Origin of the sequence: Neobacillus drentensis (genome assembly GCF_036965645.1) — a bacterium.
Classification (GTDB): domain Bacteria; phylum Bacillota; class Bacilli; order Bacillales; family Cytobacillaceae; genus Neobacillus; species Neobacillus drentensis_D.
Map to the genome: position 1 here is coordinate 1 of NZ_JBALPZ010000085.1, position 15,768 is coordinate 15,768.

Sequence of the window (15,768 nt, forward strand, 5' to 3'; positions counted from 1 at the left end):
ATATACAACAATAAGATTAATCCATAATAATGCCATAGTGGTTAATCCTTTCACTAATCAAATTCTAACTCTAACCGCTTTTTAAAACTGTGGTTTTCCCAGTCCTTGAAATATACAAATATAATGCAATACCAAAAGGAGTTGCAAAAAATGTAATTATTTTATTTGGAGACTCTAACAAATATTTAGAATTCCTTATCATCAAATTACTTGACACATAGTGAATAGATTCTCTAAATCTTTCCCTAAATGAAGGGGCATATCTCATAGCCACTTTTCTAAAAAAGGAAAAACCATTTGGATTTTTTTTATATTGATTGATAATATTCATGCTTGATCCATCTGGTAAATACTCTACAATACAGAGAACTTCATTTATTGTTAGTAATGGATATTCTTGATCAATAAGAATGTATTTATAACTTAGTGGGCAATACTTCTCACCGGGAAAGATAGGATAAGGTGGTATCTTTCGAGTTAAGTCCGACCGATAAACAAGTTTTTTATCTCCCTTTACATTGTGCTTTGCATATAAGTTCGATAAGGTGGATTCTTTTAATTTTTCTGGCATCCTTGTACCAATTACTTTTCCTTCCGGACTTGCATCTAGACCCACTAATCCTGCGTATTTTCCACTACCAAATTTTTTCCAAAGAGTAATTATTTTTTCAACAGCATCATCTGGCATATAATCATCTGAATCAATACAAACATTCAGTTCAGTTTCAATCAGTTCATATGCTGTGTTATGGGCACCATGCATACCTAAGTTTTCCTGAAAATGATAGCGAATTGGCACAATCTTTTCCTTCATCCATTCTGTAACTAGTTCTTTCGTGGTATCTGTTGAACCGTCGTCAATAATCAACCATATAAAATCTTTACACGTTTGTCTTTTAAGACTTTCATAACAAAGATGAAGGGTATATGCTCGATTATAAGTGGGAGTAAACACTGTAAGCATTGCAGGCATTTCATTCACCTCCATTGATTTAGAATTATTTATTTCCCACCAAATAGTAATCCTTATAATAACTTGTTAGCCATTTAGCCATGGTTGTAGAATCATAACCATTATTCTTCAACAATTCTGAAGTATCAACATGATCATATGTAGAATTTAGAATAATTGTTGCCCACTGCTCAGGTGACCTATTTAAACTGACGTACTCCACTCTTCCTGTTACATCACTTTCTAATGTAATTGAATCTGATACAACACATTTTAATCCTGCAGCCTGCGCTTCAACTAAGACAACTGGTAGACCTTCAAAGAGGGAAGGAAAAAGAAATAAATCCATAGCTTGCATTAAATTTGGAATGTCAGTTCTAACACCTAACAACTTAACATGAGATGATAAGCCTAGGTTGACGATCTTTTTTTCTATTTGCGGACGTAATTGACCATCTCCAACCAAAAGTAATGTAACATCTTGCCTTTGTTGAAGGACGGCTTTAAAAACATCTAAGAGATATTCATGATTTTTTTGTTTATTAAATCTTCCGATATGTCCAATAACTAATTTGTTTTCAATTCCAAACTCTTTTCTTAAACTACTTCTAACCGTTTCGTTATATTTAAATTCATTAACATTAACTGCATTGTTAAGTACTTTTATTTCTGTTGAATTTGCTATTTTATTTCCGAAAAGCCATTGACCTGCCTTCTCAGAACAAGCGAAATAATGAGTTGGATTATTTTTCATAAGATACCTAGCATATAATCGAAATGGGAGTTTTATATCTATTCCCAAATCACTTAAATGGGAGTGGGCGATTCGACAAGGTATTCCTGCATTCTTAGCAGCTCTTAAAACAAAGCTACTATTCTCGTTAATATGAGAATGCACCACTTTATATTCCAAATGTTGTTTAAAGAACTCATCAAGAAGTTTAAAATATAGACGATAATTACCTGGCTTAATTTGAGGCATACGATAAATCTTACCACCTAGCTCTCTTATCTCTTTATCATAGTGACCTTCCTCTTGACGATGTACAATAAAATCAAATTGTACTTTCTTTTTATTCAGTTGCCTATAATAATTCATTAACATGGTTTCAAGGCCACCACGATTCATGATCGTGACCACCTGAAGAATTCTAATAGGTTTCAAACCACATACCCCTATCTAATAACTTTTCTAAGAAATTCAATACAAATTAACATAAAATAAAAACCAGTAGCAAAACGATTTTTTGCGCAAAAATAAAATACTCTCCAGATAATTGGTAGCTGTGATAAATCAAATTCTTTAAAAGAGTGCTTTATTCGTTTCTCTTTTAAAAACATCCTAATCCTTCTAATTTTTTCAAAACCAGAAGAATCATTATCTTTAGTGATTGTATTTAATCCAAGTCCCAGTGTATTTAAACAGATCCGATTATTTAATGCTAAATAGTAATCATTATTCATATTTTTATCTTTCAAAAAATCTTCAATGTAACCAAAAAGATACATCCATTGGTTGATTAACTTTGGTTTGAACCTAGAAGTAACCGAAGTACTATTGGCACGCCAATAATGATAAAAAGGGCTATTAATAAATAAAAAGGACTTAGCATAATAAGAAGCTTCAATATTAAATAAGGTATCTTCATTGGTACCAATCTTTTCTAGATCCAAAAATTTAATGTTATTTTCTACGATTAAATTTGTCCGATACAACTTTGACCAAACAGTACCCCATGCGTCCAAAAATTCCGGATTTGCTATTTCATGATTAATTGGCCCAATTAAGCGTCTCATTATGTTAATTTTTACATCCTCATTTATATACCGGACCTTATTAGGAAGATTAAAATCTTTTATTTTTGAATGACTACCAAACTCACGGATATATGAACACATTACAATATCAGTATTTTCGGTAATCGCATTATTGTACATTTCCTCATACATTATTGGATTTATCCAATCGTCAGGATCAACAAAACCTATGTATTCACCTGTTGCAATCCGAATTCCTTCATTTCTCGCAGAGGAAACACCATCATTGGGCCTATCAATTACTTTAATACGAGCATCTTTTAATTCAAATTCTCTAAGAATTTTTATGCTCAAGTCATTTGAACCGTCGTTAATGACAATAATTTCTATATTATATAATGTTTGAGCTAACAGACTTTCTAGGCACCTACTCAAATACATTTCCATATTATATATAGGAACGATTATACTTACTTTGGGTCTCATTGGTGTCCTCCCCCATATAAACTGAGTAGATATCTTTTAACTCGAGAATTACTCTTGATATTGAATAATTCTTCATTTTATTCACTCCTGCTAAGCCAAATTTCTTGCAAAGTACTTTTGATTTATATACTTCTAGGATTCTTAAGGCAAAACTATTAGAATCGTTAGTAGGTATCACATATCCATTTTGTTCATTGTCAATTAGCTCGGAGTGCCCTCTATTTATAGTTGCTATGACTGGCAAGCCGCTGGACATTGCTTCCATTATATTTACTGGAAGACCTTCTCTTAAACTAGATGCAACAGATATATCACTTATTTTCAGCAGATTTCCAATATCTTTCCTATACCCAAGAAAATCTATGTTGTCACTAACATCTAATTTTCTAGCAATCTCCTTACATTTATTTAATAACGTCCCTTCACCTGCTAATAAAAGTCTTACATTTTGTACTTCATCTTTTATAAGAGCCAAAGATTCAATTAGTAATTCTTGATTTTTGTTCTTATTAAATTCAGCAGCGTAAAACATTAAAAAATCATTAGGCCTATAGCCTAATGACTCCCTTAAACTAAATTTCTCTGACTGTTCTACCGGTTTATATTCTTCAATATTAACCCCGACACCATGGACATGTTTAATTGATTTTGCCTTAAAACGATGAGTTTTTGCCAACAAGTAATCTTCTTTATTAATAGTAATCAGGCAATCTGTGACCGAAGACAGGACTTTTTCAATAGGATAATAAAGAAGCCAGTTTATAAATGGCGCTCCTTTACAAAAATGAAAACCGTGTGCTGTATAAATTACCTTCGTTCCCTTTTTTCTTACTTTCCTTGCAGCTAAGCGTGTTAGTACTCCACCCATAGGTGTATGACAATGAATAATATTGTAATGATTTTTATTAATTATTTTTTTTAGTTCCTTATAAGCCTCTATATTCATTTTTTGAAAAGGTGATCTTTGAACGGGGATATTAAACTTTTTATCTACGAAAGGAAGTTTTAATGATCCTGCAGCAGCAACGTGCACTTCCCATCCTTGATCTTTGAACCATTTTAGGTACGGTAAATGAAACGCTTGAAAATGATAATCCACGGTGGCACAGAAAAGAACTTTTTTTTTCATTATTAACTTCCATCCTTTTTTAACTAAGAAATCTCATTTTTTTTGCTGCCCCCGGAATAATAGCCATTCTTACGTTTATTTTGAAGACGCCTTTAAACCGGAACTGTTATTTTTGGTTTCGTGATTACTTTATGATTAGCAATTTCAATCAGTCTGGCCCTAATTTCTTCTTTTCCCAAATTTGAGTGTGTTAAAATTATTTCCTCAATTTCTTTTATTAATAGTTCAGTAGTTTTCCCAATATAAATCTTTGGATAAATTTGCTGCTCATGAACCTCATCCTCTTTTAGTAATTCTTCAAATAATTTTTCGCCTGGTCTTATACCGGAAAATTCAATCCCAATTTCCTCAATTGAATTACCAGAGAGTTTAATAAGGTTTTTTGCTAAATCTACTATTCTTACTGGTTCACCCATGTCTAATACGAAAATTTCTCCTCCATTTGCTAGTGCTCCTGCTTGAAGTACTAATCTTGATGCTTCTGGAATCGTCATAAAGTAACGGATCATATCAGGGTGGGTAACAGTCACAGGTCCCCCGTTTTCAATTTGCTTTTTAAATAGAGGTATTACACTTCCTCTACTGCCCAATACATTCCCGAAACGTACGGCTACAAATTTAGTTTCACTTTGTTGATCCATATGTTGGATGATCATTTCGGCTAACTTTTTTGCGGCACCCATTACACTGGTCGGGTTTACAGCTTTATCCGTTGAAATCATTACAAAGGTTTTCACACCATTCCAACTCGCAGCTTTTGCTATATTCATTGTTCCAATGATGTTATTTTTAACAGCCTCTTCTGGATTTGCTTCCATCAAAGGAACATGTTTATGAGCAGCTGCATGGTAAACAATATCGGGTTGGTATTTACCCACAACTGATATCAATTTCTTTTCATCCTGTATATCAGCAATTACCGGAACAAATTCAATTTTAGAATTTTTACTTGTTTCGTTTAGTTCCATTTCAATGGAATAGATGCTATTTTCACCATGCCCTAATAAAATAAGTGTTTTAGGATTAAAGTTCACTACTTGTCTACAGATTTCTGATCCAATAGATCCTCCAGCACCAGTGACTAAAACAACTTTATTAGTGATATTATCAGATATGCTATTTATATCTAATTCAACAGGTTCCCTTCCCAGTAAATCCTCTACCTGCACATCTCTAAACTGACTAACAGAAATTTTACCTGTCATTAAATCTTCTAACATAGGTAGTATTTGTGTTTTTGCTTTTGTCTTCGCACATTCAAGAAAAATAGTATTCAACTCTTTTTTTCTCAATGATGGTATGGCAATCACTATATTAGCAATTTCATAATCAATAACTGCCTTTTCGATATTATCAATACTTCCAACAACCGGGATTCCTAATATGTCAAGTCTATGCTTTTTATAATCATCGTCAATAAATGCCACTGGTAATAAGTCTGCTTGATTATTTTGTAATAATTGCCTTGCAACCATAGTTCCGGCCGAACCCGCCCCAACTATTAGCGTTCTTTTTTTATTATCAATTTTATTTAGGCGTGAATCTCTGAGCATTCGCCAGCAAAAACGAGATCCTCCAATGATGGACATGTTAAGTAACCACGTTACGGCCAGTAAACGAACGAATATTTCTTGAACGATTAGCTGCTGGAAAAACGCTGCAAGCAATACTGCGATTGTTACAATCTTTAAGATACTTAACAATTCTCCAACACTGGCATATTCCCAGGCTTTTTTATACAAATGAAACTTAAATGATAATGTAAAGTGTCCGAGTAAAATAACAATACAGCTTAATGAAACTGGAAAGGTTACAACCTGAATAGTTCCATTAACTAAAAAGCAGCTTATAAATATAGCAGTTAATACTATGCAAGAATCTATAAGTATAAATAAGGATAATCGCTGTTGATAAGACATATAAGCCCCCCTTGAATTAGAAAAATAAAGAACCCCCTAATTCATTGTTTTCGATCTGATTCTGATTGCAACGCCAATCAATTTCTTTATTTCATCTAACTTCTCTCTAGATGCATCTTGTTTAATATATCTCACTGCCTTTTTTATACATTTTGGATAAAGATGATTATCCTTCAGAAAATCACTTCCTTTTAAAAATCTTTAATTATATATTCTTGATAAAGAACACATAATTAAACATTTTTTGTAAAAAATAGGGCATCTAACCCTTCCTCACATCACACTCTTGACGACCAGCGTCTAAGGCCTTTCACCCACAGTATGACCGAGTGCCTCCATTGATATAGGAAAGTAGACATCTCCAAAAGTATAACTAATGTTAAAACTTCATTTCGTTTCTTATAACGAACAAATTATTTAAAAAATTTTATCCTTACAGGACAACTATCGATTCAAAACTACTCCTATAATTTTGGCTTTCGCAAAATCAAGCACTTTCTTCGCTTCTGTAGCTTTTTCTAATTTAGTTTTTCCATTTTGAGTTACAAGGATAACCCCATCACATTGACTTGCAAGAAGCTTAGTATCTGTTACTTCAAGAACTGAATTGGAATCAATAATAATAACTTCATAGCTTTGTTCTACTTTTTTGAGGAGCTCTTGCATCCGCTGTGAACCGATTAACTCAACTGGATTAAAAGGAACTACTCCACTCGGTAGCAAATCCAATCTCCAAACCTCAGTATGAAAAACAGCCTCTGAAAAAGATAATCTTCCCGTAAGAACATCCGTTAAACCAATGGAATTAGAAGTGTTAAAGAAAGAATGTAAAGCAGGTCTTCTTATATTCGCATCTATTAGAAGGACTTTTTTCTTCTGCTGTGCTAATGAAACAGCAAGGTTTGTCGCAAGTGTTGATTTTCCCTCACCATCTCCTGAAGAAGTAATTAAAATAGTACGACTATTTTGCTCAGACATGATAAATTTAATATTCGTTTGTATCATTCTGAATTGTTCAGAAATCATAGAATCAGGATGAGTATAGGCAATAATTATTCTTTTCTCTACTGACAGCAATCGTCGAATTTTATTTATGACCAACATTCTCACCCCTAGATTCTAACTGAAATTTCATAGTTCTCTTTTTTACATTTCTTTTGGTTACTTTTGGAACCCTTCCTAATAAGGGAAGACCTAGTAAGTTTTCAATATCATTATCAGGTCGGATTCTATCATCATAAGACTCTAATAAAAAGGATAAACCAAGTCCAATAACAAGACCTCCAATTACTCCAATGTATAACTTATTATTGTTTTTTTGATTAATTGGAACTGGAATTTCCTTAGCCTTGGATAAAAGTCGAACATAGTCCTGACCAATTATATTTGGTACTTCGTCCTTAAATATTTGAGCAGTGGTATTGGCAATTTTAGCTGCTTGTATTGGATCAGGATTAACCACACTGATACTCACAACTTGGGAAGAATCCACACTCGCAACAGTAATTTGTCCTGCCAAGGCCTCAGTTGTTGTGTTAAGTCCGAGCTCATTTATGACTTTTTCTAATATTACTGAATCTCTAATAATAACTTGTAGGGTTTTCCTTGATTCTTCATCTGCCCCAATGATAATTCTAGAAGAAGATGAATATAATGGGGTAACGGTGGTATTATTTAAAATATAACCTAACATACCGGTTAGAATTGTAACCAATGCAATTATCCAAAAGTGCCTTTTGAGAACAGAGAATAACTCTTTTAAATTAATTTCCTTTGACTTCTTTCTACCATTACTTCGATTTAAGCTTTCCATTAAACCACCTTTATTTTAAGACATTCACAAATATTATTCGTTCTACATAATGAACAATATAACAAAAAAATATACTTACTAGAACTATATTTATTATATTAGTTCTTTATTTAGAACATGTCAATAACAAAATCTACTTTGTGAATAAGCATGAATGGTAAAAATTATGAAACGGCAATTAAACACTTACCCCCATTTGCTTTTTTAGTAATTTACTAAACAATCCCCTTGTTTCACTAGCAAGTTGCTTAAATTTCCCTTGTTGAATGATTTCTCCCTGTTCTAACACGATTACTTGATCAGCATTTCGAATGGTAGAAAGTCTATGCGCAATAACTATAACAGTCATAGCTCCTCTAAGTTTCTCAATAGCCTCTTGAATCTTTGATTCATTCTCCGTATCTAATGCACTAGTCGCCTCATCTAAGATAAGAATGGACGGTCTTCGTAATATTGCTCTGGCAAGTACCAGTCTTTGTCTTTCCCCTCCTGAAAGTTTAATGCCCCTATCACCAATGAGACTATCAAGTCCGTTAGGCAATTTTCTTACAAAATCGTCAGCTGCAGCAAACTCTAATGCCTCCCATAACTGTTGTTCGCTGGCATCTTGATCGATAATTAACAAATTATCACGAATTGTAGCATTAAACAAAAACGGATCTTGGGGAACATAACTAATTGATTTCCTGAGTGATAATAAATTTTGACCTGCCAAGTTCATTCCATCTAGTAAAACTTCGCCGCTTTCAGGCGTATTTAGACCCATAATTAAATCAATTAATGTACTTTTTCCAGCGCCGGATTGCCCGACTATAGCTGTCATTTTATTGGCCGGAATTGTTAAATTTATGTTTTTTAATGCATAAGAGGGTTCGTTTTTATTATAACGAAAATATACATTTCCCAAATGTATACCATGTATAATAGACAAAGGTTTTACTTTAAGAATATCCTCTTCATTAAATTCTTTTAAAACATAACATTGTCCTTGTAAGTCTATTAAGGCTTTGAACGAAGGTGCTATTGACCCTAACTGTTCTAAGTTTGCTTGTATACCACTAAACCGTGGCCAAAGTCTTGAAAATATCATTATTATTAGAATTAACTGCGCAGGCTGCGCCTTAAACATTTTAATTGAAAAGAACATAAATACGACTATCAGGAAAGCCGAGACTATTTTGTATATTAGTTGAGAAATTGTGTTTAATTTTGCCAGATCTATAATATTTTGTTCCATTCGCCGATTTATTGAAATAAACCAAGAAATATGCGTCTGTTCAAGCATATTACTCTTTATGTCTTTAATACCATTAAAGTGATCTGTAACACCAGCTAAAAATAATTTAGTTAGATTGTATGTTTCATTTCCTAATTCACTAGACTTATTAACGAATTTCCGTAAAAAAAAGATAATTACAGCACCGAACCCCATGACAAATAGCGTCATCTTTGGAGACATCCAGAAGGCAATCCCTAATTGTACAAATGTAAATACCAAAGATGTTAAGAATTGTAAAAACATATTTGTTCCTAGACTTACTCTTGAAATTTCGGTTGTCATTAAATTAATTAGATCCGATTTTCTCTTATTAAGAAAAAGAGACCAATTTGCTTGAAGCAACAACTTATAGGTTTGTTCTCTTAAATGACGAATAAACCCTTGTTGAATTTTTACATTTAAAATGGTTTGCTGTCTTTGAAAGAAGCTTTGACATAATATTAAAAAGAAATAAAATACAAAAATAAGTATTAAACTATATGTTTTAGGAAGATAGTGAAAAAGTTCAGAGACCTTAGAAAGTACTGAGGATGAATTAGAATTTACATTAAAAATTCCAGATAAATTAATTAAAGGAATTAATAAAATTACACCAATACCTTCAAATAAACTTATTAGAACCATACCTATAAGGTTAAAGTACAAAATTCGTCCCGTAAAAGTTTGGATTTGTTTTGTAAAGTACAATATCTGTTTCATTTCAATATCCTCCTATGTTAATACATGGCTTTTAGTTTTCCTCCAAACCCACAAAAACGGACGTAATGGAAAATATAAAAAATGAAGATTTTTTGGTAATGGCAATGTCTCTTGATCTGTCGGATATGGATATAAACAACTAATTATAAATAGAAATTTTTGATGATTGGACATAAGTGATAACAAATGACGTTTATGATATTTTGCAATGTCTTCCGGAACTGTACCAGAATGTAGCTCAACCATCTTTTCTATATAATAAATTGCTTCTTGTGACAGTCTTCTAGATTTACCGGCTAATACTATTTGTTTAAATTCCGAAGGTATTTTAGTACCTAATAGTTCCATGGATAAATTTACAGCCTGCCCTCCTACGTGAACATATCCGTATTTATCCAGTAATTGAATACTCTTATCCCAACTAAAATCCTTTTCTATGATTCGGTCAATATCAATTAACCATCTTAGACGGGACCATCCATGGCGCGCACCATGTGTAATTAAAAAGAATAGTAAATCTTCATTTCCTAGATAATAAAGTGGCTTTGAAAATGCTCTGATATTCCTTTTTCTTTTCCATAATTCATTAAAACTAGGCTCTTTACCTGGTCCTGGATTTAATCTCCAATGAACTTCCACTTTAATATTTTTTATTGGGTTATGATATGTTAAATGGTGATGTCTCCATTTCCAATCACCTAATATTGTTTGTATATAGTCATCTTTTTCGTACCCCATTTGAAAAAGAAGTTTTTCCGTTCTTTCTAAATCTTCTATGGGTACTAGAAGATCCAAATCACATGAAGTTCGAAGGGATAAATCTCCATAAAGCTCCGTAGCTAAAACAGGTCCTTTTAAGAAAAGGAGGGGAATAACATTTCGTGATAATAAATCACCAACCTCATCCATTTCCGCCCTTAATTGGAGCATTTGAAAAGTATTTATCTTAAACATTTGGGATAATTCTTGGATTACAAAAGAAGGAATAAGATTGTAAGTATCTACCTTTTTAAAATAGGAATACAATAAGGGATGTACACGGTGGTGAATCGCTAATTGCAGAAAAAGATTCCAGTCTATGGTTTTTGTAATCCATTGATTATTTAACTGGGGATTAATCTCCTTACCCGCCTTGATAATATCTAAAATAAGTTTAAGTTCCTCAGGGATACGTGATAAATTAAGAGAGGGATTCTTATTCATATTTTTCTCCTTCTTCTTGTTCTTTTCCCAGTCTTTTTGCAAATTTGCTGACAACGCTAAATTTTCCCATCTCTTCAAAACCTGTTATATAATATGGCCCACTCCGCAGCCAAGCATGTGCTATTAAGTTACCATTTTCATCTTTTGCAGTACCTAAGTATAGCGTGCTTTCAATATTTCTTCGTTCAAGCATTATTAATCCAGCAATCGCCTTGACAAGACACATACTTTCCCAAAAAGTATATCTGCTCATGATTTGAATAGCCTGAGATATCTGTCTAAGTATTTTTACATTCGACTCATCACAAGTATAAGTAGATTCAACCATTTGTTCACCAAGTTTTGGTGCTACCTTTGCAAATGATTTGCTTTTTAAAACCCTAGCCCATGCCAAGAATAATAACGCTTCAATTAGTAATAATTTTGAATAAATATCTAACGAAAAAAACAATTTTATTTTATTCACAATCAACTAACCCTTTATCTTATGATTTATAAATCAGAGCCATCTATTATAATTAATTTTTCCTTATTTAAGTGATCTAAAAATGATTTTACTTGTTCTTCACACTCCCTTTGGCTTACATCATATAAAGAAATTAATTTGGAAATTATATCAGAAACCAAGATAGGTTGTTCTAATTGCTCCCAGATAACTCCACCAATCTCTCCTAAATTATAGTACTTTCCATTATTAATACTTAGCATCACTTTTTCTCCGTCCATATCACTTACAATGTTTCCAGGACTTTGTGATATTTCACTATTGATGGAGACACTTTTAGTCGTAGTCATTTATTTATCCTCCTTGTTAATAGTTCCTAAAACCAACGAAACCAAATCATTAGCAGTGTATCCATTCATTGGACGCTGAAGCCTAAATATATTCAAATCATTAATAATTCTAGTTGAAATTATAAAATGCCAGTCTAATATCCCTAAACGAGGAATCAAAAAATTCCTGTATGTATGTGCAAACAAAGTTTTTAAACTTTGTAATTTTCCAATTTTTAAAAGATTAACTTCTCCTAAGTTTTGCTTTGATAATTCGAAGATTCCAGCTAGTTGTAAGGGACGACCTGTAAATTTAGTTTGAACTGGTACATTAAATTTTGTTTCCCGTTCATAAATAGGTTTTAACTTTGTTGAATCCATCCCTAAATGGTCCAAGCTTTCCTGCCATAATTTTTGCTGAGGATAAGAGGGAATTACAAATGGTATGGAATTTTCAAAAGAAACAGGGATTATATCATCACTAACCAAAGAGAATCCTCGTTTCATAAATGCGGAAGCAAGCGTGGATTTCCCTGCTCCGGATTCACCTATAAAAGCATATGCCTTTCCATCTATCTCTATAGCACTACCATGAAGTGGAAGTATGTTTCTTTGCATTAAAATAACACCCATGCATGTTCCAAGAAGATATAGCCGGAGCAAATCCTCTTCAACATTGTGTTTGGGTGAAAATAATATTTTGGAACCCTCCTGGATTGAAAAAAAGGCAACGTCAGGCACATAGAACAAGACTTGATTATCAAGAACAGCATGAAAATATGGATTATTCTCTAGTTCTTTTTTATGTTTAGTAAAATCACCAAATTCTATTTGAATATCTTGTTTCTCTGTACTTTCACCAACTACAGGAAGTTCAGGAAAACTAATATCGCTAACTATTTTATATCCAAAAGCCTTATAAACTATTTTTTCCTTAGTTTTTAACATCTTTTTCACTCCAGAACTATCCATGATTTTTAAAAGCCCTTATACCCGCTTCGCAGTATAAGGGCTTTTAACTACTTTTTTAATTAACTAGTAAAACGTCTCCAAGTCCCTGGATCTTTTGGATCTACTGCCTTCCCCGGTACATATGCTTCGTCAGTATATGGTCCCCAAACAGTTGAAGCCATTGTCATTTTTACATCAAGTACTTCTAATACAGGCTGATTCCATTCCTTTTTCATAGTAACACCTCCTTTCAAGTGAATTTCTTGATAAATCGATAGACTATTAAACTTCTCATTAGAATTTTAATACCTGGATCAATAGCTAACTCAGACCGTACATCCCCATTAATCTTCTTTAATGCATTTTCTATTACTTGACCGTTTAAAAATTCTAGTATGGTTTTATCTTTACTTAAATACCCCAACTCTTCTTTAAAATGCATCCACACCGGTTTCATTCGATGTACCCAATCGGCCCCTTGAACCCCCCGAATACGTTGATTCAGCCTAATCTGATCTGGTAATAAATTTTCCGTTGCTCTTCTTACCAAAGCACGGTCCATTCCATTCTGGACGTATTGACTCTCTGGAAGAGACAAACAAAAACGAACCACTCTCAGATCATTTGTTGGGTCCCGTTTCCAAAGTGAATAGTTTAAAGATAATTTAGTTGCAAGTGTATTACTTGGATTCCAATGAAAAACATCTTCAAAATGTCTTCTTCTTTGTTCATATATATTTGCTGAAGAAAACCATCCAGATTCATCAATTCCGAACTTTTTTAACTTATCAAAGACACCGGTCTTTTTAGCAAAGGAAGTATTTATTAAACTCGGAAATTGATAAGTTGAGTTAGATTGTAATAAACGATCAATTATTGGAAATGCTTCTCTAGTTATAAGCGGTAATAGTCCATATCTACTTCCGCCTATATTTTTGCTATACTGCTGTAATTCTTGGATTAGTCGTACCCATTTCATTTTTTTTAATAATACAGCGTAATAATCTATAGCAGTCCCCCAGGAAATAGTTAGATTTCCTCTTCCACCATTTAATAAAACACCTACATTTTCCTCTTGAGCTTTCTCAAACATCCCTTTTAACCAAAAAGAGTTTTCGAAAAATTTATATGGCATTTCCATTATTGACAGAAAATCGTCAATCTCTGAAAAAGAATCTCTTCCTTCAAAGTCTAAAAAATGTCCTTTTATATTCCCTACATGATTTATAATTTCTTTTATAAAAGGAGTCTCATTAGGCATAAGATGGCTAGGTGTAAAATCTTCAAAATTCTTTGGAGGGATATAACTAAAAGTCTGTAGTTGCTTACCTTCATTTTTTAGGACATGTGAAGCAAAACTAACGATTGATCCAGAATCAAGTCCTCCGCTTAATTGAGCCCCAACCTGACGAAAGGTTCTCAACCTTGATCTAACTGCCTCTTGATATACTTCTTGAAAAGCTTCTACGTATTCAGAGTTTGACTTGAGACTTAATTCCTGATCAAAAGATAATATAATGTATTGCTTCAGTGTAACTTTCCCATTCACAACTGAAATAGAATGTGATGGTGGAACTTGTTCTATCGATTTAATAACAGTTTTAGAAACATCAACTACATCGATCATTCCAACAATGGCCAAATATTCTGCTAGCCATTGTTCATTTATTTTTTTTTCAATTTTGGGTAAGTGAAGCAGTGGTTTCATAATAGTGCAAAATGCAAAATATTTTTGATTTCGATGGAAGTAGAGCGTTCTCCCCCCGGAAAAATCTCTTGCACCAAAAAGTTTTCGGTTCTTTTCATCCCAAATCATAAAAGAAAAATCGCCAATTAAATATTTTGGAGTGTCCTCTCCCCACTTGTGATAGGAAAGCAAGATTAGTTCACTATCAGAAATACTTTTTCTATTTCTTCTATTAATCTGTAGTCTTTCAAACAACTCCTCACGATTATCAATAATCGCGTCGGCAGTAATAGCTAACTTCCGTTCCCGATCGTAATAGGGAAGTATTTCCCCTAAAGACTCGGGTGTGATCCATTGAGCATGGCAGCCAAGAAAGACTTTGTCATTATGCCAAGTTTGAATATCATCCGCCGGATATTTTTCTATTTCTTTCATCATCCGTTTTCCGTGCTCTAGATTGATTGGTTCATCGTTTAAATGATATATTCCGGCTATAGCGCTCATCTTTTCCTCCTGCCATACATTTCATCAGTTTTACTATCCTTTTCTTGAAATGTAAGTTCACTAAATAGAACATCTATTCCATAGTAAACTAAAAGAAATTTATTTTAATTTAATTTCCCGAAACTATGGTATAATTTTATCAACGTTATGTATTCCAACTACTATTTTATATTTCATAATACCTATATCGGTTCTTTATTAAGAACAACTTATAACCCTATCATAAATCCACAAACTACCACTGTCAACAACTTTTCCATTAACTTTTTATATAATTTGTTAAAAAGATTTTTCGCCCAGTTTCTTCATTGATATAGTTATTATAAAAAAACAAATTGACATAACACGAAATTTGTAGTAAATTTTATAAATAATCTAAATAATTGTTTTCTTATCAAGAGAGGTTGAGGGAAGGGCCCTGCGACGCCTCAGCAACCTTCAATGTTTTTTCTCATTGAAAAGGTGCTAAGTCCTGCAAATTTACTAATTTGCAAGATAAGAAGAATGACAAATGTGCTGCCTACAAAAGTCTTCTTCTTATAAGAAGACTTTTTTTATTTATCAAAAAGCTTTATTACCTAATCGCGTTAATGCGAAACTATAAACATTTATTT

The 15,768-nt window shown here is 32.8% G+C and carries 14 protein-coding genes and 1 riboswitch; all 14 genes read right to left on the reverse strand.

Going from position 1 to position 15,768, the window contains the following annotated elements; all coding sequences use genetic code 11:
* Positions 1-70: 70 nt before the first annotated feature.
* Positions 71-973, reverse strand: coding sequence for a glycosyltransferase family 2 protein (locus V7266_RS16680; RefSeq protein WP_335469228.1), 903 nt, complete (start codon positions 971-973; stop codon positions 71-73).
* A gap of 25 nt (positions 974-998) precedes the next feature.
* The gene (locus V7266_RS16685; protein WP_335469231.1) at positions 999-2,081 is read right to left on the reverse strand and encodes a glycosyltransferase family 1 protein; all 1,083 of its coding nucleotides are present in this window, start codon (positions 2,079-2,081) and stop codon (positions 999-1,001) included.
* Between the two features lie 47 nt (positions 2,082-2,128).
* A complete protein-coding gene (locus V7266_RS16690) occupies positions 2,129-3,196 on the reverse strand; it encodes a glycosyltransferase (RefSeq protein WP_335469232.1) in 1,068 nt (355 codons plus the stop codon).
* Positions 3,159-4,328 carry a glycosyltransferase family 4 protein gene (locus V7266_RS16695; protein WP_335469335.1) on the reverse strand — a complete coding sequence of 390 codons (1,170 nt, stop codon included), beginning with the start codon at positions 4,326-4,328 and terminating at the stop codon, positions 3,159-3,161. The genes V7266_RS16690 and V7266_RS16695 overlap by 38 nt, the downstream gene beginning before the upstream one ends.
* 89 nt (positions 4,329-4,417) lie before the next feature.
* Positions 4,418-6,244: a polysaccharide biosynthesis protein gene (locus V7266_RS16700; protein WP_335469233.1), complete on the reverse strand. Its 1,827-nt coding sequence runs from the start codon at positions 6,242-6,244 to the stop codon at positions 4,418-4,420.
* Positions 6,245-6,688: 444 nt separating this feature from the next.
* Complete coding sequence (locus tag V7266_RS16705; RefSeq protein WP_335469235.1) at positions 6,689-7,345, reverse strand: CpsD/CapB family tyrosine-protein kinase; 657 nt, start codon at positions 7,343-7,345, stop codon at positions 6,689-6,691.
* Positions 7,332-8,057 (reverse strand): YveK family protein, encoded by a 726-nt coding sequence (locus tag V7266_RS16710; RefSeq protein WP_335469236.1) that lies wholly within the window; start codon positions 8,055-8,057, stop codon positions 7,332-7,334. Before V7266_RS16710 ends, V7266_RS16705 begins: the two co-directional genes overlap by 14 nt.
* 178 nt (positions 8,058-8,235) lie before the next feature.
* Positions 8,236-10,035 (reverse strand): ABC transporter ATP-binding protein, encoded by a 1,800-nt coding sequence (locus V7266_RS16715; protein WP_335469238.1) that lies wholly within the window; start codon positions 10,033-10,035, stop codon positions 8,236-8,238.
* Between the two features lie 12 nt (positions 10,036-10,047).
* Entirely contained in the window at positions 10,048-11,238 is a 1,191-nt protein-coding gene (locus tag V7266_RS16720) for a nucleotidyltransferase domain-containing protein (protein WP_335469241.1), read from the reverse strand.
* Positions 11,231-11,707 (reverse strand): lasso peptide biosynthesis B2 protein, encoded by a 477-nt coding sequence (locus V7266_RS16725; RefSeq protein WP_335469337.1) that lies wholly within the window; start codon positions 11,705-11,707, stop codon positions 11,231-11,233. The genes V7266_RS16720 and V7266_RS16725 overlap by 8 nt, the downstream gene beginning before the upstream one ends.
* Before the next feature lie 23 nt (positions 11,708-11,730).
* A complete protein-coding gene (locus V7266_RS16730; RefSeq protein ID WP_335469243.1) occupies positions 11,731-12,033 on the reverse strand; it encodes a lasso peptide biosynthesis PqqD family chaperone in 303 nt (100 codons plus the stop codon).
* On the reverse strand, positions 12,034-12,960 hold the full coding sequence (locus V7266_RS16735; protein ID WP_335469244.1) for an HPr kinase/phosphorylase: 927 nt from the start codon (positions 12,958-12,960) through the stop codon (positions 12,034-12,036).
* A gap of 83 nt (positions 12,961-13,043) precedes the next feature.
* Positions 13,044-13,199 (reverse strand): paeninodin family lasso peptide, encoded by a 156-nt coding sequence (locus V7266_RS16740; protein ID WP_335469245.1) that lies wholly within the window; start codon positions 13,197-13,199, stop codon positions 13,044-13,046.
* Positions 13,200-13,213: 14 nt separating this feature from the next.
* A complete protein-coding gene (locus tag V7266_RS16745) occupies positions 13,214-15,154 on the reverse strand; it encodes a lasso peptide isopeptide bond-forming cyclase (RefSeq protein WP_335469247.1) in 1,941 nt (646 codons plus the stop codon).
* A gap of 388 nt (positions 15,155-15,542) precedes the next feature.
* Positions 15,543-15,656: riboswitch (SAM riboswitch) on the forward strand.
* Positions 15,657-15,768: the final 112 nt, after the last annotated feature.

Coding starts and splice junctions, on each gene's coding strand:
- V7266_RS16680 (WP_335469228.1), bottom strand. CDS start 973: ATGCCTGCAATGCTTACAGTGTTTACTCCCACTTATAATCGAGCATAT.
- V7266_RS16685 (WP_335469231.1), bottom strand. CDS start 2,081: ATGAATCGTGGTGGCCTTGAAACCATGTTAATGAATTATTATAGGCAA.
- V7266_RS16690 (WP_335469232.1), bottom strand. CDS start 3,196: ATGAGACCCAAAGTAAGTATAATCGTTCCTATATATAATATGGAAATG.
- V7266_RS16700 (WP_335469233.1), bottom strand. CDS start 6,244: ATGTCTTATCAACAGCGATTATCCTTATTTATACTTATAGATTCTTGC.
- V7266_RS16710 (WP_335469236.1), bottom strand. CDS start 8,057: ATGGAAAGCTTAAATCGAAGTAATGGTAGAAAGAAGTCAAAGGAAATT.
- V7266_RS16715 (WP_335469238.1), bottom strand. CDS start 10,035: ATGAAACAGATATTGTACTTTACAAAACAAATCCAAACTTTTACGGGA.
- V7266_RS16720 (WP_335469241.1), bottom strand. CDS start 11,238: ATGAATAAGAATCCCTCTCTTAATTTATCACGTATCCCTGAGGAACTT.
- V7266_RS16730 (WP_335469243.1), bottom strand. CDS start 12,033: ATGACTACGACTAAAAGTGTCTCCATCAATAGTGAAATATCACAAAGT.
- V7266_RS16735 (WP_335469244.1), bottom strand. CDS start 12,960: ATGTTAAAAACTAAGGAAAAAATAGTTTATAAGGCTTTTGGATATAAA.
- V7266_RS16740 (WP_335469245.1), bottom strand. CDS start 13,199: ATGAAAAAGGAATGGAATCAGCCTGTATTAGAAGTACTTGATGTAAAA.
- V7266_RS16745 (WP_335469247.1), bottom strand. CDS start 15,154: ATGAGCGCTATAGCCGGAATATATCATTTAAACGATGAACCAATCAAT.